The organism is Pseudoalteromonas sp. NFXS53, from assembly GCF_056629255.1.
This window is the reverse complement of record NZ_JBWVBR010000005.1, coordinates 199,934-218,930: the sequence shown is the minus strand read 5'-3', so window position 1 is coordinate 218,930 and position 18,997 is coordinate 199,934. Positions and strand designations below refer to the sequence as shown.

General features: G+C 39.2%; 20 protein-coding genes. 8 read left to right on the top strand and 12 right to left on the bottom strand.

Annotated features, from left to right (window positions below):
* Positions 1-189 precede the first annotated feature (189 nt).
* Positions 190-711, top strand: a complete 522-nt coding sequence (locus AC1HJP_RS08215) for a VC2046/SO_2500 family protein (protein ID WP_480361396.1) — start codon at positions 190-192, stop codon at positions 709-711.
* Between the two features lie 38 nt (positions 712-749).
* On the opposite strand, the gene AC1HJP_RS08210 is transcribed toward AC1HJP_RS08215, so the two are convergent.
* The 3 genes from AC1HJP_RS08210 to AC1HJP_RS08200 all read right to left on the bottom strand — a co-directional run bounded on the left by AC1HJP_RS08210 (position 750) and on the right by AC1HJP_RS08200 (position 2,344).
* Entirely contained in the window at positions 750-1,208 is a 459-nt protein-coding gene (locus AC1HJP_RS08210) for a YchJ family protein (RefSeq protein WP_480361395.1), read from the bottom strand.
* Positions 1,209-1,222: 14 nt separating this feature from the next.
* The gene (locus tag AC1HJP_RS08205) at positions 1,223-1,654 is read right to left on the bottom strand and encodes a SulA-like leucine-rich domain-containing protein (protein ID WP_480361394.1); all 432 of its coding nucleotides are present in this window, start codon (positions 1,652-1,654) and stop codon (positions 1,223-1,225) included.
* A gap of 240 nt (positions 1,655-1,894) precedes the next feature.
* Entirely contained in the window at positions 1,895-2,344 is a 450-nt protein-coding gene (locus tag AC1HJP_RS08200) for a tetratricopeptide repeat protein (RefSeq protein ID WP_480361393.1), read from the bottom strand.
* Positions 2,345-2,814: 470 nt separating this feature from the next.
* Between AC1HJP_RS08200 and AC1HJP_RS08195 the strand changes: the two genes are divergently transcribed.
* Entirely contained in the window at positions 2,815-4,104 is a 1,290-nt protein-coding gene (locus AC1HJP_RS08195; RefSeq protein WP_480361392.1) for an NCS2 family permease, read from the top strand.
* A gap of 29 nt (positions 4,105-4,133) precedes the next feature.
* On the opposite strand, the gene AC1HJP_RS08190 is transcribed toward AC1HJP_RS08195, so the two are convergent.
* Positions 4,134-4,895 (bottom strand): hypothetical protein, encoded by a 762-nt coding sequence (locus AC1HJP_RS08190; protein WP_480361391.1) that lies wholly within the window; start codon positions 4,893-4,895, stop codon positions 4,134-4,136.
* Positions 4,896-5,169: 274 nt separating this feature from the next.
* Between AC1HJP_RS08190 and cysB the strand changes: the two genes are divergently transcribed.
* Positions 5,170-6,147 carry an HTH-type transcriptional regulator CysB gene (cysB, locus tag AC1HJP_RS08185; RefSeq protein ID WP_058029479.1) on the top strand — a complete coding sequence of 326 codons (978 nt, stop codon included), beginning with the start codon at positions 5,170-5,172 and terminating at the stop codon, positions 6,145-6,147.
* 62 nt (positions 6,148-6,209) lie between these two features.
* Here cysB and AC1HJP_RS08180 read toward each other — a convergent pair whose 3' ends face one another.
* The 3 genes from AC1HJP_RS08180 to pabB all read right to left on the bottom strand — a co-directional run bounded on the left by AC1HJP_RS08180 (position 6,210) and on the right by pabB (position 9,609).
* Positions 6,210-7,586 (bottom strand): L-serine ammonia-lyase, encoded by a 1,377-nt coding sequence (locus AC1HJP_RS08180; RefSeq protein ID WP_480361390.1) that lies wholly within the window; start codon positions 7,584-7,586, stop codon positions 6,210-6,212.
* A gap of 89 nt (positions 7,587-7,675) precedes the next feature.
* A complete protein-coding gene (locus tag AC1HJP_RS08175; protein ID WP_480361389.1) occupies positions 7,676-8,236 on the bottom strand; it encodes a CoA pyrophosphatase in 561 nt (186 codons plus the stop codon).
* 20 nt (positions 8,237-8,256) lie between these two features.
* Complete coding sequence (gene pabB / locus AC1HJP_RS08170; protein WP_480361388.1) at positions 8,257-9,609, bottom strand: aminodeoxychorismate synthase component I; 1,353 nt, start codon at positions 9,607-9,609, stop codon at positions 8,257-8,259.
* Positions 9,610-9,942: 333 nt separating this feature from the next.
* Between pabB and AC1HJP_RS08165 the strand changes: the two genes are divergently transcribed.
* Positions 9,943-11,469, top strand: coding sequence for a fumarate hydratase (locus tag AC1HJP_RS08165; RefSeq protein ID WP_130255919.1), 1,527 nt, complete (start codon positions 9,943-9,945; stop codon positions 11,467-11,469).
* Between the two features lie 90 nt (positions 11,470-11,559).
* Here the strand turns inward: AC1HJP_RS08165 and AC1HJP_RS08160 are convergent, their stop codons facing one another.
* A complete protein-coding gene (locus AC1HJP_RS08160; RefSeq protein WP_480361387.1) occupies positions 11,560-12,189 on the bottom strand; it encodes a hypothetical protein in 630 nt (209 codons plus the stop codon).
* A 230-nt stretch (positions 12,190-12,419) separates the two neighbouring features.
* Here AC1HJP_RS08160 and AC1HJP_RS08155 point away from each other — a divergent pair, with 230 nt between their 5' ends.
* Entirely contained in the window at positions 12,420-12,791 is a 372-nt protein-coding gene (locus AC1HJP_RS08155) for a hypothetical protein (protein WP_349285932.1), read from the top strand.
* A 9-nt stretch (positions 12,792-12,800) separates the two neighbouring features.
* A complete protein-coding gene (locus AC1HJP_RS08150) occupies positions 12,801-14,177 on the top strand; it encodes a class II fumarate hydratase (protein WP_480361386.1) in 1,377 nt (458 codons plus the stop codon).
* Positions 14,178-14,319: 142 nt separating this feature from the next.
* Here AC1HJP_RS08150 and ftnA read toward each other — a convergent pair whose 3' ends face one another.
* Together ftnA and AC1HJP_RS08140 are read right to left on the bottom strand one after the other, a co-directional pair.
* Complete coding sequence (ftnA, locus tag AC1HJP_RS08145; RefSeq protein ID WP_058029484.1) at positions 14,320-14,844, bottom strand: non-heme ferritin; 525 nt, start codon at positions 14,842-14,844, stop codon at positions 14,320-14,322.
* 716 nt (positions 14,845-15,560) lie between these two features.
* Positions 15,561-16,511, bottom strand: coding sequence for a hypothetical protein (locus AC1HJP_RS08140; protein ID WP_480361385.1), 951 nt, complete (start codon positions 16,509-16,511; stop codon positions 15,561-15,563).
* A 463-nt stretch (positions 16,512-16,974) separates the two neighbouring features.
* On the opposite strand from AC1HJP_RS08140, the gene AC1HJP_RS08135 reads away from it, so the two are divergent.
* Entirely contained in the window at positions 16,975-17,634 is a 660-nt protein-coding gene (locus AC1HJP_RS08135) for an inovirus Gp2 family protein (protein ID WP_480361384.1), read from the top strand.
* 72 nt (positions 17,635-17,706) lie between these two features.
* On the opposite strand, the gene AC1HJP_RS08130 is transcribed toward AC1HJP_RS08135, so the two are convergent.
* Both AC1HJP_RS08130 and radC read right to left on the bottom strand, forming a co-directional pair.
* Positions 17,707-18,129 carry a hypothetical protein gene (locus tag AC1HJP_RS08130; protein WP_480361383.1) on the bottom strand — a complete coding sequence of 141 codons (423 nt, stop codon included), beginning with the start codon at positions 18,127-18,129 and terminating at the stop codon, positions 17,707-17,709.
* Positions 18,130-18,138: 9 nt separating this feature from the next.
* Complete coding sequence (radC, locus tag AC1HJP_RS08125) at positions 18,139-18,612, bottom strand: RadC family protein (RefSeq protein WP_138480420.1); 474 nt, start codon at positions 18,610-18,612, stop codon at positions 18,139-18,141.
* Positions 18,613-18,727: 115 nt separating this feature from the next.
* Between radC and AC1HJP_RS08120 the strand changes: the two genes are divergently transcribed.
* Positions 18,728-18,910 (top strand): AlpA family transcriptional regulator, encoded by a 183-nt coding sequence (locus AC1HJP_RS08120; RefSeq protein ID WP_480361382.1) that lies wholly within the window; start codon positions 18,728-18,730, stop codon positions 18,908-18,910.
* Positions 18,911-18,997 lie beyond the last annotated feature (87 nt).

The window sequence follows — 18,997 nt, the reverse complement described above, 5'->3', positions numbered from 1 at the left end:
GGGGCTGGATTCGAACCAGCGAAGGCAGAGCCGTCAGATTTACAGTCTGATCCCTTTGGCCGCTCGGGAACCCCTCCTAAACAACGGCGCTGATAATAACAAAGTTTTTTATTAAGTAAAGAAAACAACTAAAGAAAATTTAAAAAATGCCGATAAAAATATAACTTTTTAAATAATCGGTGAAACTCTATGCAATTAGAGCGCATTTTAAACAAGGAGCATCAGCTTGGTGACACGCTAGCAAAAAGCGTGGCACAAGATCGTCGTGCTGATTTTGCGCTTTGTTTGGCTATGCTTTCACCAAATGCACTCGACTTCAGTGAATTTCATTTACCTGAATCAGAATTAATTGAGTCAGACAAGAGCGAAGATGCGTTAAAACAAGAGCTTCAAATTGGTCCGCAGCAACAAACGGCCCCAAACACTTATGATATGACCATAGGTGAAAATAATAGCCGTTTACTTTATGAGCAGGGACTTACAGAATTAAGGCTTAGAAATTGTCTTTCGCCAGAACCTTTATATATCAGAGACGATAAAAAGCACATTGAGTTGGCTATTATTGATAATTGTGAACCTACTGTGCAGGCTAAAATTTTCGCTCAAAGAGCAGGCGCATTAGAGATAGATAAACCCAAAATAGATGCAGCGGGTTTTTATGATCAATTAGCTAGCGGAGAAATGCAGCAGGCGGTTCAGTTGTCCGCCTAATGCGAGATGATAGTGAGTGAACTTGAGTGCGGTTTAAATCAACCAGCGTGACACTTCTTAAATTTTTTGCCACTGTCACAGGGGCAGGGGTCATTTCTAGATACTTTTAACTCAGGCACATCATATAATTGGCCATCTAAGTAACGCCACGCCCCTTCTTCTTTAATAAATCTTGAAACCTCATGTATTTGGCAATGTTTTCCGTCAGCCAGATAATGTGCTCTAAACTCCACATAATCAAACTCAGGTTCAGTTTTTGTTGCGACGATCTCGAGTTTTATGAAGTCGGCAAATGAAGCGAATGCAGCGATGTCTTTAAGACTGTGATTGATTTGCTCAGATTTTGCATAAGTCTCAATTATATACTGTGCATTATTAGTCGCATAAGCACTGTAACGAGAGCGCATAAGCTGCTCAGCTGTTTCAGGTAACTTTTGCTTAGCAATAAATACATTGCAGCATGACTCATAAGGTTGAGTGTTAGAACAGTAACACATAAGAAAATCTTTTATTAACTTGCTATACGTTCTATTGTACACGCTTTGCTGCTTGTTTCAGTAAAACAGTATAGCGAGATATCTGTTTGGCTTAGGTGCATTTGCGAAAGTAGTTCTGAATTTGTAATACCAGTCCATGTAATAACCGCTGCAAAGTTGCCATTATTTAACGCAGAATTTAGAACATACTCTAAATCAACGATGTGCTTTTTTCTGATCACTAATAATTTACTTGAGTCTATCGAGCTGGCCTCGAGCATATCTTTATTTGGAATATGGTCAGGTGCAATTAGCAGTGTCCAGCCTTGTTTGTGATTACATTGGTGAATGATTTTAAGCAGTTCAAGACTTGCACAAATTTCATCAGGAGTTTCAACAAAGTTAACGGCTTTTGAGGCATCTACTTTTTTTACTGAGCTTGGTAAAACTGCGGTTGTCTGTAACATAATCATCTCACTGGTTGTTTATACAGTATTTATATACAGTAGTTTATACAGTGTTTTAATGCAAGCAGAAATGTTACTTTTTAATCAATTTTAATTAGGGTTATATAATAAAGTTAGTATATTCAATTGGTTATGGTATTTTGGGTTCTCGGCGATTTTGACGAGCTATAGATGCGGGTGCTTTATACAGTAGTTTTTTACAGTAAGTACTGTATAAAACTACTGTATAAAAAAATAGGTTTAATTAGACTGGAACTGTAATTGATGAATCTGTTCGTATAAGGTGGCAGCATAGCACTGCGCATCTTTGATTCTTTTCGTTGTTAAATGCGGTTTAATTTGTTCTATTACTGCATTGGCCGCATCAACGCCTTGGCTTTGAGCGAGTGACAACCAAGCCATTGCATGGAATACACTCTGTGGTACACCTTGGCCTTTTATAAACATCAAACCCAAATAAAATTGTGCTTTGTTATCTCCTGACATAGCAGCCATACGCAGCCACTTCGTTGCCAGCGGATAGGATTTTTCTTGTAGGTAGTACAACCCTTTTTTAAAAGCAGTGACAGAGTCATGCTCTTTCGGATAGCGTAGTTCACCATGAGGAGGTGTTGTAACGAACTCAAGCACATTAAATAGCTGTTGCTCTAAGTCGTGATGCGCCGCGCTATTATCTGGCGATTTATCCATACTCTACCTATTTTTGAAAAGCTTAATATTATTGTAGTCAAAACTTTGTGACCATGTTGGCCATAAATTTAGTTATGCTAAATTCTTGCCAAATGATTAGCTAATTATATATTTTTACGGTCATTATGCAGTTATTTTTTAAAGCTTTTTGTGATGAGATGCCTTTATTATTCATATAAGGTGTAAAAGCCCCTCCTTATTTTCTTTTATGTCACAGCATCTCTACTGCTTTATAGACTGGCAGGCATCGAATAAAAATGCTTTGCGAGCTCAGTCAGCTAGCCTCAGCTTTGTGTAAATACCAAATAAACTAAGGTAAAAATTGAATCTGAAAGATTAATAGGTCTGACAAATAACCTTAGCTAAAAGAAACAGCAATTGCATTTTTAATCACTGTCATTAACCGCTAAAATAGCGCCGCTTTCATAAGAATTATAAATTTCTTTTAACTTTTACCAATGGAAACATCTATGCTCGAAAAGCTATTTTCTATCAAGCATCAAGGCTCTAGTGTGAAAACTGAGTTAATTGCTGGACTCACGACCTTTCTCACCATGGTTTACATCGTTTTTGTGAACCCGGCAATGCTAGCGCAAACAGGCATGGATTTTGGTGCGGCCTTTGTAGCCACATGCATTGCTGCGGCAATTGGTTGCTTCATTATGGGTTTTTGGGCGAATTACCCTCTAGCACTTGCTCCGGGTATGGGGTTGAACGCCTTTTTTACTTATGGCGTTGTACTAGGTATGGGTTATAGCTGGCAGTCTGCATTAGGGGCTGTGTTTTTATCTGGGTGTATTTTTCTTGTCTTAAGTTTATTTAAAGTGCGAGAGTGGATTATTAACGCGATCCCCCTTGTATTGAAGCAAGCAATTGCAACGGGGATTGGGGCATTTTTAGCTTTAATCGCGCTTAAGAATGCCGAAATAATTGTCGCAAGTCCTGCAACGCTTGTGCAACTGGGTGATATCACCAGTGCCGGTCCGTTACTGGCAATTTTAAGCTTTTTTGTTATTGCAGCACTAATGTTCAGAGACGTCAAAAGTGGCGTTCTGATCAGTATTTTTATTGTAACGATTGCTGCATGGGCATTAGGTTTGATTGAGTATCAAGGAATAGTGTCTGCGCCGCCAAGTATTGCCCCGACTATTATGCAATTAGACATCGCGGGTGCACTTGAGCTTTCTATGTTGAGTGTTGTATTTGCGTTCTTATTTGTAGACTTATTCGATACATCAGGCACTTTGGTGGCGGTAACACAAAAAGCGGGTTTAGCAGACGAGCAGGGCAGAATGCCACGTTTGGGCCGTGCACTTTCTGCCGATAGTACAGCCACAATCGCAGGCTCTATGCTAGGTACTTCAACAACGACATCTTATATTGAATCTGTATCAGGTGTGTCAGTGGGTGGCAGAACGGGCTTAACCGCCGTTGTTGTTGGCGTATGCTTTTTATTAATGACTTTCTTTGCGCCTTTAGCGCAAATGATCCCAGCTTATGCCACTGCGGGGGCAATTTTGTATGTTGCAGTACTGATGTTGCAAAATTTAAAGCTAGTGAATTGGGATGACATGACAGATGCAATCCCAGTGAGTGTTGTTTTACTGATGACACCACTGACATTCTCAATTGCACATGGTATTGCTTTGGGCTTTATTGCTTACACTGCAGTGAAGTTTGTATGTGGTAAGAAAGATGAAATCACGATTAGTGTTTGGGTATTAACCGCGCTGTTTTTAGTAAAGTTTGCTCTAAGCTAATTGGTGAAATTTGATGCCGAAGAAAAGTGTTACCACTTTTTCTTCGGTGCAAATAAAACATCTAAATCGTCTTGCTCTTGTTCTTTTTTCTGTTTAACAGATGATTCATTAGACGCTTTTAATTCATTACTGATTTCGTTTAAATAAGATTCTAGCAGTTGCTTTTTGTTAGTGACATATTCATCAGAGTAGGTAACTGCACAAATTGTAGCATAAGCTTTTTCGAAGTACTGTCGAGCTGAGCCGACCATATTTGCCGTTCTTGCTGCAACACCACGTTTAATTTGGCTTTCAACATTAATTTTTAATTGTAGCTTTTCAAGTCTTCTATCTTCGGCAACAAATTTTTGCGTTTCAACTTTACCTTTGGAATGCTCAGAACGAAGCACGCCTCTCAGCTTTTTAATACCTTGTACTAAGGCGATAAGTTGTTTGTCGCTTTCAGGCAAGCTTAAATTGTCAGAATTATTTGCGTTTTCAGGTGTTGAGTTCATCCGCTCTTTTGATTCGTGCAAGCGGTTTTTTAATTCTCTTGATGTAGGCGAGAGTTCGACCATAACAGCCAGGGCGTCATGAACACGTCTTTGCAGTACTTGAATCATAAACTCAGACATTGGAATGTTACTGCTATTAACAATCACATCTTCAGATTCTTCAATGATGCGTTTTTGTTTAGCAAGCTCTTTTCTTCTTTCTGCTTCTTGCTTCTCTTTATGCTGCTGAACTGCACTCACCCATACGGCAATGATGATCAAAGCAACAATTAGCACAATAATTATTGGGACAAGCATAGCGACTTCTCAATCATAATTTCTCAAACCATTTTTATCTTACATGAAATTATCACTTACTGAATAGCGCAACACGATATTCTGATAAAAAATACATTTAATTCATAGCTTTTTATTATAGTTTAAGATTCAAATAATGGTCAGTCGCAAACAAATGAGGCAATTGCTACCTGAAAGTCTTCAAATATGCTAGCCTTAAAGAATTAGGGCAAAATGCTGTATGGCTCAATAACGACGCCGTTGCTCGTGAAAAAACTAAAACAATAAAAATATTATGAAATTACAACAACTAAAATATATTGTAGAAGTCCTCAATCACAACCTTAACGTTTCGGCAACGGCTGAAAGTCTATACACATCTCAGCCTGGTATTTCTAAACAGGTTAGAATGCTCGAAGATGAACTCGGTGTGCAAATCTTTGGTCGAAGCGGTAAACACCTTACGCATGTTACCCCTGCGGGTAATGAAATCATTAATATTGCCCGAGAAATACTCTCTAAAGTCGAAGGGATCAAAGCCGTTGCGAATGAGCATACTTTACCAGATCAAGGTAAGTTGAATATTGCAACAACTCATACTCAAGCTCGCTATGCGCTACCAGGTGTGATCCAGGGGTTTATGCAAAAATATCCAGCAGTGTCTTTGCATATGCATCAAGGTACGCCGCAGCAAATTTCTGATGCGGCTGCTCGTGGTGATGCTGATTTTGCAATTGCAACAGAAGCGCTGCATTTATATAGCGATTTGGTTATGTTGCCATGTTATCACTGGAATAGAAGCATTGTGGTCACAAAAGATCATCCACTTGCAAAACTGGGTAAGAATATCTCGGTTCAAGATATCGCGAAGTATCCACTGATCACCTATGTATTTGGTTTTACTGGTCGTTCAGAACTTGATAAAGCGTTTAATGCCCATGGTCTAGAGCCACATATTGTATTTACTGCAACAGATGCTGATGTGATTAAAACTTATGTTCGCTTAGGCTTAGGTGTGGGTGTTTTAGCTACCATGGCTATCGATACCCAGACAGATGACGATTTAGTTTGTATCGATGCAAGTCACTTATTTGAGGCTAGCACAACTAAGATAGGCTTTAGAAAAGGCAGTTTCTTACGCGGTTATATGTATGACTTTATTGAGCGCTTCGCACCACATTTAACCAAAGAGTTGGTTGAAAAAGCGAGCCTATTGCGTAACCAAGATGACGTAGACGAGCTTTTCAAAGATATTGAGTTACCAGTGAAGTAATTAACTCGTATTAGGAAAAGGCTGCAATTGCAGCCTTTTTTGTGTCTAACTATTGTTAGTTATTAACACTCGATAATATTTACCGCAAGACCACCACGTGCGGTCTCTTTGTATTTGGTTTTCATATCGTTACCAGTATCCAACATGGTCTTAATAACCTTATCTAACGATACTTTTTGATCGCCCGTACCACGCATAGCAAGACGTGAAGCATTGATGGCTTTTACTGCACCCATAGCGTTACGTTCGATACAAGGGACTTGAACTAAACCACCAACAGGGTCGCATGTTAAACCTAAGTTATGCTCCATACCGATTTCTGCCGCGTTTTCAACGTGTACTACATTGCCGCCCATGATTTCAGTAAGCGCACCTGCTGCCATTGAACAAGCTACACCGACTTCACCTTGACAACCAACCTCTGCACCTGAAATTGACGCGTTCTTTTTATAAAGAATACCAATCGCAGCAGCGGTTAATAAATAACGTGTGGCAATTTCAGCATCTACTTCTTTGATGAAAGTATGGTAGTACATTAATACTGCAGGTAGAATTCCCGCCGCGCCATTTGTTGGTGCAGTTACTACACGGCCGCCAGCAGCGTTTTCTTCGTTGACGGCTAGAGCGAATAAATCAACCCAGTCCATTGCACGCAGTGGGTCGTTGTTATTTTCAACGTTTAGTTTTAAATATAAGCTCGGTGCACGACGTCTTACTTTTAAGCCGCCCGGTAAAATACCTTCAGTACGCATCCCACGCTCAATACAAGCTTTCATGACGGTCCAGATATTGAAGAGTTCGTCTTTAATATCTTTTTCCGCGCGAAGTGTTTTTTCGTTTGCCATCATCAGAGATGACACACTTAAACCTGTCTCTTTACACATATCCAATAGCTCTTGAGCATTATTGAAAGGGTAAGGTGCTGGGTTTTCTGCGCGAATATTAAGTGCAGCTTGTTTTTCTTGGTCGAAGGCTTCTTCGGTCACAATAAAACCGCCGCCGATAGAATAATAGACTTGGCTATGAATTAGCTCATCGCCAGCATATGCGAAAATTTCCATGGCGTTTGAGTGCTTAGGCAAGGTTTTACGACGATGGAAAACAATCGCGCCTTGCTTTGGAAAAGCTGCCTTATGGGTTTTATCTAAATAGATAACTTGTTCGTTTTCGATGGTGTCTAAAATTTCAGGAACAGTATCGGCATCGATGGTCTCTGGGTCGTAACCAGCTAACCCTAAAATCACAGCTTTACCTGAGCCGTGACCTACACCTGTTTGGCCAAGTGAACCATATAGTTCAACTTTGACAGAAGTAACTTTGTCGATTAATTGTTTTTCTTGTAAATCTTTTACATAAAGACGTGAGGCGCGCATTGGGCCGACCGTATGCGAAGACGACGGGCCAATCCCGATACTAAACATATCAAATGCACTAATCATATTTTTCTACTCAACATTGCCTTTGAACGGACGCACATCATAACGTTAAAGTATTGCAATGTAACTATTTTGCACCCTCAGAATGGTGCTTAGCTGACCAGTTGAGCAAAGTTTTTAACTAATTTAGCCGTCGCGCCCCATAGCAGGCCATGCTCTGTAGGAAAAATATCGAATTTTCGGGCTTTTCCGCCTAATTGTACTTCTATTGAGCGCCAGTTTTTTTCGTCAAATAAACGTTCGAGTGAAATCGTAAATACCCGTTCTACTTCATCACTATCAGAGTGCCATGAGGCGTGAGATTGAAGTGTTGCGACAATAGGGGAAATGGTAAAGCCTGTTAATGTGTTATGAGAGGGTAATTGACCGATAGAATTGATATGGCTTGGGCAAATACCTAGCTCTTCATTAGTTTCACGTATTGCTGTGGCCTGGAGTGAGGGGTCAAATTGCTCAAATTTGCCACCTGGAAAGCAAATTTGACTTGGATGGTGTTTTAAGTAAGAAGCCCGTTTGCAGAATAACAATGCGGCTTTGTTATCCACCTCGAGCAGAGGCAATAATACGGCGCTTGCTCTGGTATTTTCAAAGTGAGCTGAGTCAATGAGAGGCGCACTGAGGTTAAATTTACATAAAATGTCAGATAACTTCATTTGCTCCTCCCGATTTTTGCTTAGCTATTACTTAGTATAGGTAATATTTTGTTTACCTTGTCTAAAGTTTCTTGGTATTCCAAAACAGCTTTTGAATCGGCAACAATGCCTCCGCCAGCCCAACAATGAATTTTATCTTCACTGCATACCAAAGTTCGAATAGTGATTGATGTGTCCATCTTTCCACAGGCACTGATATAACCGATAGAACCACAGTATACACTGCGACGATGAGGCTCGAGTTCTTCAATAATTTCCATGGCACGAATCTTAGGCGCACCAGTGATCGAGCCACCTGGGAAAGCAGCCTCTAGTTGATCAATAGCGGTTTTACCTTCAGCTAACTCACTCTGTACGGTACTCACTAAATGATGAACAGCAGGGAAACTTTCAATATCGAATAGTTTAGGCACAGTCACAGTGCCCGGTTTGGCCACTTTACCTAAATCATTACGGAGTAAGTCAACGATCATCACATTTTCGGCGCGATCTTTAGGACTATTTTTAAGTATTTCAGCTTGCTCTTTATCGGCTGCTGCTTCTTTTAATCTAGGCAGTGTGCCTTTGATTGGCTTAGTTTCGACTTTGCAATCTTCAACCAGAATAAAGCGCTCTGGCGACACCGATAAAATAGAGCCTTGTGGGTGATTTATAAAAGCAGCAAAAGGCGCTTTGTTGTGTGCTCTTAGTGTTTTGTAGGCTGACCAAGGGGCGCCATTAAACTCTGCACTGAAGCGCTGAGCTAAGTTAATTTGATAGCAGTCGCCACTTTTTAAATAAGCTTGAATTTTATCAAACTGTTTTTCATACGCGCTTTTATCAAGATTCGATTGCCACTCAGAGGTGAGCTTAAAAGGAACTGCTTTTGCAGCTTGTTTGTTAATTGCCGCTAAATACGTATCAAGGCGATCAAAGTTTGGCTGAGAAATATAAAACCACTCAGATGTCTGATTATCAAAAATCAGTGCATCTAAATATAGACCTGCACTCATATCAGGCATATTAATGTCTTCTATTGCCAACTCGGGCATGGATTCAATATAACGACCCAAGTCGTAACCAAAGTAACCTAACCATCCTCCGGTGAAAGGTAAATTTTCAGCGGTTTGTGTATTCGATAAATTACTTAACAGTGATTGCATAATTGCAAAACAACTTTGTGTTTGTTGTTTGCCATCCAAAAATACGTGCTTATTTTTCGCTTCGACGAGGTGTTTTGGCTCAAAACTGATGATGTCATAACGGCTATTTTCGTGTTGCGCGTTACTTGAATCTAATAACATTGCGTGAGGCAAATGGGCGAATTGCTCAAAAACTAACTCAGTAGATAGCTTAATGTCTAATTTTTTACAATTGATTTGCTCATTTATCATTTACTTGAACCTGAAAACTAGCCCGAAACGGGCGAGGAGGGTATCATATTTGCCAGTTTTACAATAGTGATGCTCAATACCAATTGAATTTAAAATTAGATCATTCTAACGCGCTAAATGATTCACTCACGTCGTTGAAAATTATTTGTATAGAACCACTAAACAGAATAATTATCGTCTCGTTATTGAACTATTACCGTTAACCGATTTTCGATAAACGTTATCTGTCGTTAAAATTGAGCAAAACTCTAATACAATTGGTAAAATCACTTAAAACCGTCAACATGTTAAAGGCGTAAGCTATATTTGACTTACGATTATTAAGGAACCGTCATGAGTATGATCCGTCAACAAGACTTCATCGACAGCATTGAAGATGCATTGCAGTATATCTCTTATTACCACCCACTCGATTTCGTTCAAGCGCTAGAAAAGGCTTACCATAAAGAAGAAAGCAAAGCGGCTAAAGATGCGATTGCTCAGATCTTAATTAACTCTCGTATGTCTGCTGAAGGCAAGCGTCCACTGTGTCAAGACACAGGTATCGTAACGTGTTTCGTTAAAGTAGGCATGGATGTTAAGTGGGATAAAACAGACTTAACTGTGCAACAAATGGTTGATGAAGGTACACGTCGCGCTTATAACAGCCCTGACAACCCACTTCGTGCATCAATTGTTGCTGATCCTGCTGGCGCACGTAAAAACACCAAAGACAACACGCCATCAGTAGTACATATCGACATGGTACCAGGCGCTGAAGTTGAAGTGATGATCGCAGCGAAAGGCGGCGGCTCAGAAAACAAAACTAAAATGGTTATGCTTAACCCATCTGACGATGTTGCTGCTTGGGTTGAGAAAACACTACCTACTATGGGCGCAGGCTGGTGTCCACCGGGCATGCTAGGTATAGGTATTGGCGGCACAGCTGAGAAAGCCGCGGTACTAGCGAAAGAGTCACTGATGGATCCGGTTGATATTCACGAGCTAATCGAGCGCGGTGCAGAAACAGCTGAAGAAAAGCTACGTTTAGATATCTTTGAACGTGCGAACAAGTTAGGTATTGGTGCACAGGGCCTTGGTGGTTTAACAACGGTTGTTGATATTAAAATCAAAACAGCGCCAACACACGCGGCATCAAAGCCAGTTGTAATGATCCCGAACTGTGCAGCAACACGTCACGTACATTTCACGCTAGACGGTTCAGGTCCAGCTGATCTTAAAGCACCTAAAGTTGAAGATTGGCCGGAGCTGACGTTTGAAGTGGGTGAAGACACACGTCGCGTAAACTTAGACACACTAACGAAAGAAGACACACTAGATTGGAAGATGGGTGAGACTGTTCTTCTTTCAGGTAAAATCTTAACAGGTCGTGATGCAGCGCATAAGCGTCTTCAAGACATGATCTTGTCAGGTGAAGGCTTACCTGAAGGTGTAGATTTCGAGAACAAGTTTATCTACTACGTTGGTCCTGTTGATGCAGTAGGCGACGAAGCTGTAGGTCCAGCAGGTCCAACTACAGCAACGCGTATGGATAAGTTCACCGACCTAATGTTAGAAAATACAGGCATTGTGGGCATGATCGGTAAAGCTGAGCGTGGTCCAGCAACAGTTGAATCTATCAAGCAAAATAAATCAATCTACTTAATGGCAGTAGGTGGTGCAGCTTACTTAGTATCTAAAGCAATCAAGAAAGCGCGCGTAGTAGCGTTCGAAGATTTAGGTATGGAAGCAATCTACGAGTTTGAAGTAGAAGATATGCCAGTAACAGTTGCAGTAGACAGCGATGGTAACAACGCACACACGGCAGGCCCAGCGATTTGGAAAGCTAAAATCGAAGAGCTAGACAGCAAATTAAAATAAGCAATTAGCTTGTTTTAAATGATAAAAAAGGAGTGAATTTTCACTCCTTTTTTGTATTTAAACGCCCAAAATAAAGCCGGTGCTCAATAATTACTTTGGCAGCAGCAATTTTATATCGCGTTTATTTTTATTATCAGTCTGCGTACCCGACATAAAGTCGGTGCTACAGAATTGGCTAGGTAGCAGCGATTTCACATCGCGTTTATTTTCAATATTAGTCTGAGTACCAGACATAAAGTCGGTGCTACAGGAGTGGCTCGGTAGCAGCGATTTTATATCGCGTTTATATCCATTATAAGCCTGAGTACCCGACATAAAGTCGGTGCTACAGGAGTGGCTCGGTAGCAGCAATTTCACATCGCGTTTATTTTCATTATTAGTCTGATTAACCGACATAAAGTCGGTGCTACAGGAGTGGTTAGGTAGCAGCGATTTTATATCGCGTTTATTTTCAATATCAGTCTGAGTACCAGACATAAAGTTGGTACTACAGAATTGGCTTGGTAGCAGCGATTTTATATCGCGTTTATTTTTGTTATTAGTCTGATTAACCGACATAAAGTTGGTACTACAGAATAGGCTTGGTAGCAGCGATTTTATATCACGTTTATTTTCATTATCAGTCTGCTTACCCGACATAAAGTTGGTGCTACAGAGTTGGTTTGGTAGCAGCGATTTTATATCGCGTTTATTTTTGTTATTAGTCTGCTTAACTGACATAAAGTTGGTACTACAGAATAGGCTTGGTAGCAGCGATTTTTACTTCGCCCTTTACTTTCAAATGATTACGTCGCGTACTCACTGAATTCCTTCATATTTTTTCCTGCCTCAGTGCCAGAACTTTATTCTGATTATTCACAGCAACTTAAATTCTTCAAATTCAAACTTGAAAATCAATTGATTAACTGTAATGATAATGATTATCAATTGTGATTTTGAAATCGGTTCATATGTGTTTGAAAGAAACTATTGCTTGTTACACACCTTGTTTAAAAACCCACTGTCGAAGACCTCAATTAGAAGCACCTGTTTTGGTATCGCAATATATTGAGGGCAGTTTGGCATTAGCAAAATGGTACGGCAGCAGTCATTGCACATTGTTACAAGAACTGTATTTAAAAAGAGTATTCAATGAGTTACTCAATAAAATTGCTGATCCACTCGTACATGAGTCAATCAGAAAGCAATGTTTTGAGCAGCTATATAAGCCTCTTCTCGCTTTGAAGCGATTCTACAAACAGCAGCAAGCAGATAAACAAAAATATTTGGCGCTGGAGCTTGAAGCAAGAGTGCTGTGTCGTGAATTTAATCCATTTTTATAGGAGTCAAAGATGACTACATTTCGCCAAGAATCAGACAGCATGGGTGTATTAGATGTGCCTGAAGCCGCACTTTATAAAGCGCAAACTCAGCGTGCAGTCAATAACTTTACAGTTAGCAAATTAACTATGCCGCAAGAGTTTATTCGAGCACTTGCTTACATTAAACAAGCGGCGGCCGAGGCAAATGCAGAGCTAGGGCATCTCCCACAAGATAAAGCACAGGCGATTGCCAAAGCAGCGCAAAGTATTATTGAAGGTGAGCACCTAGACCAATTCCCGGTTGATGTGTTTCAAACAGGCTCGGGTACAAGTTCGAATATGAATGCCAATGAAGTGATCGCGACGCTCGCAACACAACAAAGCGGTATTCAGATCCACCCTAATGACGACGTAAATATGGGTCAAAGCTCAAATGACGTGATCCCAACCGCTATTCATGTCAGTAGTGCGGTTGCTGTAGTTTATGAATTATTACCTGCGTTAAAACACTTATCACAAGTGATAGAGCAAAAATCTAAACAAGTCGGTCATGTAGTTAAAACAGGTCGTACGCATTTAATGGATGCAATGCCCGTAACATTTGCACAAACTTTAGGTGGTTGGCAGCATCAGATTGACTGCGCGTACCAAGGTATATTAAGTAGCGTAGAAAGAGTCTACGAACTTGCACAAGGTGGCACAGCAGTAGGCACGGGTGTAAATGCCGATGCACAATTTTCCAAGGTGTTCACGCAATATTTAAGTACAAATATTGGTATTCGCTTTAAACCAAGTAGCAACCACTTCTACCATATTGGCTCTCAAGACGCGATTGTAGGCCTTTCAGGGCAATTAAAAGCAATGGCTGTGGCAAATATGAAAATTGCCAATGACTTACGTTGGATGAACTCTGGCCCACTGGCAGGTCTTGCTGAGATTGAACTTGAAGCACTGCAGCCAGGCTCATCAATTATGCCTGGTAAAGTAAACCCAGTGATCCCAGAAGCGGCAGCCATGGTGAGCGCTCAAGTGATTGGTAACGACACGACCATTTCGGTAGCGGGTCAATCAGGTAATTTTGAGCTCAATGTCATGCTACCTGTGATTGCTCATAACATTATTGAAAGTATCGATATTTTGGCGAATGTCAGTCGACTCCTTGCCGATAAAGCCATTGCAACATTCAATGTGAACGAAGAAAACGTTAATAAAGCACTAGCAAAAAACCCTATTTTAGTGACGGCTCTTAACCCTATTATCGGTTATGAAAAAGCAGCGTTTATCGCGAAAACAGCATACAAAGAAGGGCGCCCGATTGTTGATGTTGCGAGTGAGCATACCGATTTATCTGTAGGTGAGTTAACGGAGTTGTTAAACCCAGAGAAGTTGACTAAAGGTGGTTTGTAAAAGAGCCAGAAATCAATAGGGTTAATTTAAATTTGGTGAATGTAACTCTTATTGAAAGTATGTTTATTGATAATTCTGTGCGTTTGATTTTAAAACAAAAAAGGTAGCTAAACAGCTACCTTTTTTGTGAGTGGCGCTTAGATTAAGCGCCAGCTTCCATAATAGAAGTACTTCCAGTTTTTGCTAATTCAGCAAGATCTTTATCGATCCAGAATAGTGCTTTACCATCTTCACCAATAAGCTCTAGCTTATCTAAAATACCTTTGAACAGCTTTTCTTCTTCATGTTGTTCAGCAACATACCATTGTAAGAAGTTAAACGTAGAGTAGTCATGTGTAGTGAAAGCAACATGAGTTAGCTCGTTAATTGCTTTAGTGATAGTGCACTCATGCTCAAGAGTGGTTCTAAATACATCACCTAGAGAATTAAACTCATGAGGAGGCGCTTCAATAGCACCTAAAATTGGTAACGCACCAGTTTCACTTACATAAGTAAACAAACGGTTCATGTGTTCCATTTCTTCAACGGCATGCTTTCTTAAAAACTCAGCAGCACCTTCGAAGCCTTTGTCTTCACACCAAGCACTCATCTGTAAGTATAGGTTTGAAGAATAGAATTCTAAATTAATTTGCTCGTTTAATTTTTCAACCATTGCTGGGGCTAACATAGCGGTTACTCCTCTAAGAATTTATGCACGCATTGTTCTTTAATACGCTTATGAATACAAGTAGATCATAAAGAAAAACAAATAAAAATAACAATTTAGGTGAGAAAAGACGCAAAAATCCAGCTAAGCAAAAAGCGCAATCACTCTCATTAAAGCTCATCAGGTAAAAACCGGCGATGAATGACTGTTTAGGTAAAATTGTTAGTAAGAATGCGAATGATTATTTCAGTTTAGTGCCTTTACAAAGGTATTTCTTATCACTGGCAGAACGCGCACATTTTTTACAAATAAAATGACTAGGCGACACAATATCAGCAAGCTGAGATAACTTACTTTCAATATCTTTTCGCTTCCACTCACATAAAGTCTTACTCATCGATACCCACTAAAACACTTAAATACAAATAAACATTATTATCATATGACTAGTAGGCGAGCTTTTTACATGAATTGCACGTAAAAAGCCAGATAAATCGGGGGCATGGGGAGTAAGATTTTAGAGCCTTTAAGTTTGTTATAAGGTAAGTGGCTGACGATAAACGATTATGATGTTATTGAATTAAAGGCATAAAAAAAGACATCCTGAGATGTCTTGATTTATACGTTTGGTAGAGCTGGGGGAAGTCTTGTTTTGTTATTAATCCACTGTTAAATATAGATTTAATGTATATGTACTTTTAACTGGAGTGCAACCTGGAGTGCAATGAATTCGCTTATCATTTACTTCTTAACCTGTATGGTGTACCAGATTGATCTTTGAAAACACGTCGCTTATTACTGACATCAAAGTAGGCCTCGGTTACGAGACGTTCGATTATCTCAGCTTTACGCATACTTTCAACGTTGCTTAAAAAGTTTAGTTTTTCTTCAAGAGACTTACTCATCGTAAATGAATATTCCCTAGTAAGTTTTTTGGGGTTTTTACGAGATTTTCTTCTAATATAGGCTGCTTTAAATTTAGTAACTAATGCTGTTTTTTCAGCGGTTAGGAGAGGTATGCTCAATTCTGAGCTTTGAGTATTCGCATCTACGCTATTAGTCACTAAGTATGGTTGGCTAAACATTTGACTAACGAAATGTCTTAATAAAAGTTTTGGCTGAATATTATCAAGGTTAGAAACTTTAGCTCTTAATAGATTAAGCGGATCAATACAAGGTCGATTAGAATTTTTCCTTAAAAAATTTATTGACCAGTCTAAAAGGTCCTTATCGTCTATAACGAAATCAAGGTCATTAACAATAATTTTATCAGAACTACTAAGTATGCCTTTAAAAATTTCATATTGTGTTTGTGCTGTTTGCTTTTGGCAGTTTACTTCAATAAATACTAATTCATACAGGTCAAATGCTATAGGAAAATTAAATTGTGAATTACTAACTATTTTTAAAGCTTCGTAATCATTCATTTTTGGTGTTGCTTTAATCTGACTAATTGAAATGCAACTCTTCAGAAAATTTTCACATTTTTCTATGGTTAACACTTTTGCTGAAAACCAATTTAGTATTCTGTTGGTCAGATTATTTTGAATGTTAGCATGGGAAATATCACCACATAAATGTTGTTCATCTGGTGATTTAAAAGCGTAGAAAAGAGTTAACAGCTGATAGATGGGTAGCTTGTTCAAGCGTACTCTTGCTTCTCGTAGTTCGTCTCTCCAATAGGTCATCTTAATCTCCTTATAAGCTTTTAGTCATCAACTTAACACACAAATAAAAACCTTCAATACAATTACCTAACTTAAATTGAAAATAACCACAATTAACTCTCTTAGAGATTTCCTAGTAACTTCATGTGGATTTCGCGTAGATTTCTCGTTGATAAAAATTAAAGTAATTCCCTTATTATATGGCTTTGTACTATATTTTTTTGATTAGAACTAACTTCAGAGCAACAAAGTGATTTTAAATGCCAAGATGCCTGGGCGCTGGAGCTGATTTAAGCCTTAAAGTCTCAGGCTTTGTCATCACCTCTATTTTCGGTTTGGTAGTATTAGTATGTTTATTAATAACCCCTTTAAGACTTAACAAGTGAATGCATTTATAGCATTCACGACTTGATAGATACTCAAAACAAATAAAAAAATAAGCATTAGAGCAGTGATATGAATTCTCAAAACAAAAGGATGAATCATGTCATTTCAATCAAGTACTACGTCTCGATTACATACAACAACGACAAACAAATACTTTAAATGGGACACTCAAGCTCACAAAGAGCAGCCTCTTTTTATTCATCAACTCGCAATAATAGAGCAGGTGATTAGCAAGGCTGTATGTGAACATAAACGCACTTTTGCAGTGCGTATTGACTTAAGGTTGCCTAAAGGAGAAGTAGACAGTTCTAACAAAGTTTTAAAGCGATTCTTCGCTTCATTGAAAGCACAAATCAAAAGTCATGAAGCAAGAAAGCAGAAAGCTGGTGGGTTAGTTCACAAGACTAATCTAAGGTACATTTGGGCAAGAGAGCACAACCATTCTTTGCATCATCACTATCACATTGTACTTTTCTTTAATAAAGACCAGTTCTCAACATTAGGTAACTTTGAGTCAGAGAAAGTTAATCTGTTTAATCGTATTGTAACTGCGTGGGCGAGCGCCTTAGCTAAGTCCTTTGAAGAGGTAAAGCGTTTAGTTCATATACCTAAAAATCCATACTACATTCTTGATGCGAATAGCCTTCAGTTTACTAAACAATTTAATGCATTGTTTCATCGCGTTTCTTACTTTGCCAAAGTGAGAACTAAGCAATTTGGTAAAGGGCATCGCACATTTGGGTGTAGCCAAAAATAAAAATACTTTTATTAAATAATGTATATCTGAAAAAAAATAGAAAGAGATAGCAGGGGTTAAGCCCCTGCATTTTTACCACTCGAAGTTTACCTCAACTTTATAGATACCCGTTGAGTATCGATACGCCAAAGCAATAAGCTCTATTTGATTAAGCGAGCTTGATGTCTGTTCATCTTGCCAACCAAACTCAGGTACACAGCGTTTATCAAGCCCGATCAACATATTTGCTAATTTGAACCAAGGATACATTTGTCCTGCTTCTTCTAGGTCCAGAATGTAGGCCAATTGAAAACCATTGGCAGTACGTTCGAATCTAAGCTCAATAGCGGGGCTGGTGGCTGCTTCTTCATGATTGGCATCTGCTACATTAAATCGAATCGAAAAAGCCTTATAGCCTTGCTTACTTGGCTTATTCCTAATCACTTCAGTAGATATGAGCTCAATTAGTGGATCGGGTATAGCTAAGTTAGGAAGCTCTTTTAATCGTAAAGTCATAAGTCCTCCCTAAAGCAAACCATGCTCAGCAAATGAATAACATTGTTCGCCCACCACAATGTGGTCCAGAACAGATACATCAATCAAAGCCAATGCTTGCTTGAGTCTATTTGTAATTAACTTATCAGCCTCTGATGGCTCGCAAATACCTGAAGGGTGGTTATGTGAAATCACCACAGAAGCCGCATTAAACTTTAGTACTGTTTTAACAACTTCTCTTGGGTAAACAGTCGCGCCATTAATCGTGCCCCTGAACATCTCCACCAGCTCAATAATGCGATTTTGCGAGTCGAGCAAAAACATCATAAATACTTCGTGTTCCACCAGCGCTAATTTAAAGCGCAAAAACTCAGCGCAATCAGCAGGGCAACTAAGAATGCCTTGACGCATATTCTTTTGCGCAATCACATAAGCCGCTGCTTCAAGTATCTGCTCATCAGTTACGCATTCAGTAAATTCATATTTGGGTTTTGTTACTTGCATAAAAGTCTCCGAATGTTTGTATGCAAGTGAATGATGTATATGTGAAATAGATTGGTTTGGGATAAAAAATTACGACTCCCCGAGATGGTATGTACTAACCCATCAGGAGAATAAAATGAGACTAATTAAATTATCAGAAGTACTAAATGTCACAGGTTTAAGCAGAGCAACTGTCTACAGGTTCATGGCAAAAGATGAATTTCCGAAGAGCGTCTCGTTAGGCGCAAATTCGGTCGCCTGGGTTGAAGGTGAGGTAGAAGATTGGATTTTAGCAAAGGTGGCGGCTAGGGATGATTAATTTCATTAATTAAAATGCCCATTATTTTCAATTTGTTTTAATTATTAGTGATTGATAAATAATTAAAATTTCAAAAATCATTGATTT

Coding starts and splice junctions, on each gene's coding strand:
- AC1HJP_RS08120 (WP_480361382.1), top strand. CDS start 18,728: ATGAGACTAATTAAATTATCAGAAGTACTAAATGTCACAGGTTTAAGC.
- pabB (WP_480361388.1), bottom strand. CDS start 9,609: ATGATAAATGAGCAAATCAATTGTAAAAAATTAGACATTAAGCTATCT.
- AC1HJP_RS08150 (WP_480361386.1), top strand. CDS start 12,801: ATGACTACATTTCGCCAAGAATCAGACAGCATGGGTGTATTAGATGTG.
- AC1HJP_RS08215 (WP_480361396.1), top strand. CDS start 190: ATGCAATTAGAGCGCATTTTAAACAAGGAGCATCAGCTTGGTGACACG.
- AC1HJP_RS08195 (WP_480361392.1), top strand. CDS start 2,815: ATGCTCGAAAAGCTATTTTCTATCAAGCATCAAGGCTCTAGTGTGAAA.
- AC1HJP_RS08190 (WP_480361391.1), bottom strand. CDS start 4,895: ATGCTTGTCCCAATAATTATTGTGCTAATTGTTGCTTTGATCATCATT.
- cysB (WP_058029479.1), top strand. CDS start 5,170: ATGAAATTACAACAACTAAAATATATTGTAGAAGTCCTCAATCACAAC.
- radC (WP_138480420.1), bottom strand. CDS start 18,612: ATGCAAGTAACAAAACCCAAATATGAATTTACTGAATGCGTAACTGAT.
- AC1HJP_RS08205 (WP_480361394.1), bottom strand. CDS start 1,654: ATGTTACAGACAACCGCAGTTTTACCAAGCTCAGTAAAAAAAGTAGAT.
- ftnA (WP_058029484.1), bottom strand. CDS start 14,844: ATGTTAGCCCCAGCAATGGTTGAAAAATTAAACGAGCAAATTAATTTA.
- AC1HJP_RS08210 (WP_480361395.1), bottom strand. CDS start 1,208: ATGTGTTACTGTTCTAACACTCAACCTTATGAGTCATGCTGCAATGTA.
- AC1HJP_RS08175 (WP_480361389.1), bottom strand. CDS start 8,236: ATGAAGTTATCTGACATTTTATGTAAATTTAACCTCAGTGCGCCTCTC.
- AC1HJP_RS08155 (WP_349285932.1), top strand. CDS start 12,420: ATGTGTTTGAAAGAAACTATTGCTTGTTACACACCTTGTTTAAAAACC.
- AC1HJP_RS08165 (WP_130255919.1), top strand. CDS start 9,943: ATGAGTATGATCCGTCAACAAGACTTCATCGACAGCATTGAAGATGCA.
- AC1HJP_RS08200 (WP_480361393.1), bottom strand. CDS start 2,344: ATGGATAAATCGCCAGATAATAGCGCGGCGCATCACGACTTAGAGCAA.
- AC1HJP_RS08130 (WP_480361383.1), bottom strand. CDS start 18,129: ATGACTTTACGATTAAAAGAGCTTCCTAACTTAGCTATACCCGATCCA.
- AC1HJP_RS08140 (WP_480361385.1), bottom strand. CDS start 16,511: ATGACCTATTGGAGAGACGAACTACGAGAAGCAAGAGTACGCTTGAAC.
- AC1HJP_RS08135 (WP_480361384.1), top strand. CDS start 16,975: ATGTCATTTCAATCAAGTACTACGTCTCGATTACATACAACAACGACA.
- AC1HJP_RS08160 (WP_480361387.1), bottom strand. CDS start 12,189: ATGTCAGTTAAGCAGACTAATAACAAAAATAAACGCGATATAAAATCG.
- AC1HJP_RS08180 (WP_480361390.1), bottom strand. CDS start 7,586: ATGATTAGTGCATTTGATATGTTTAGTATCGGGATTGGCCCGTCGTCT.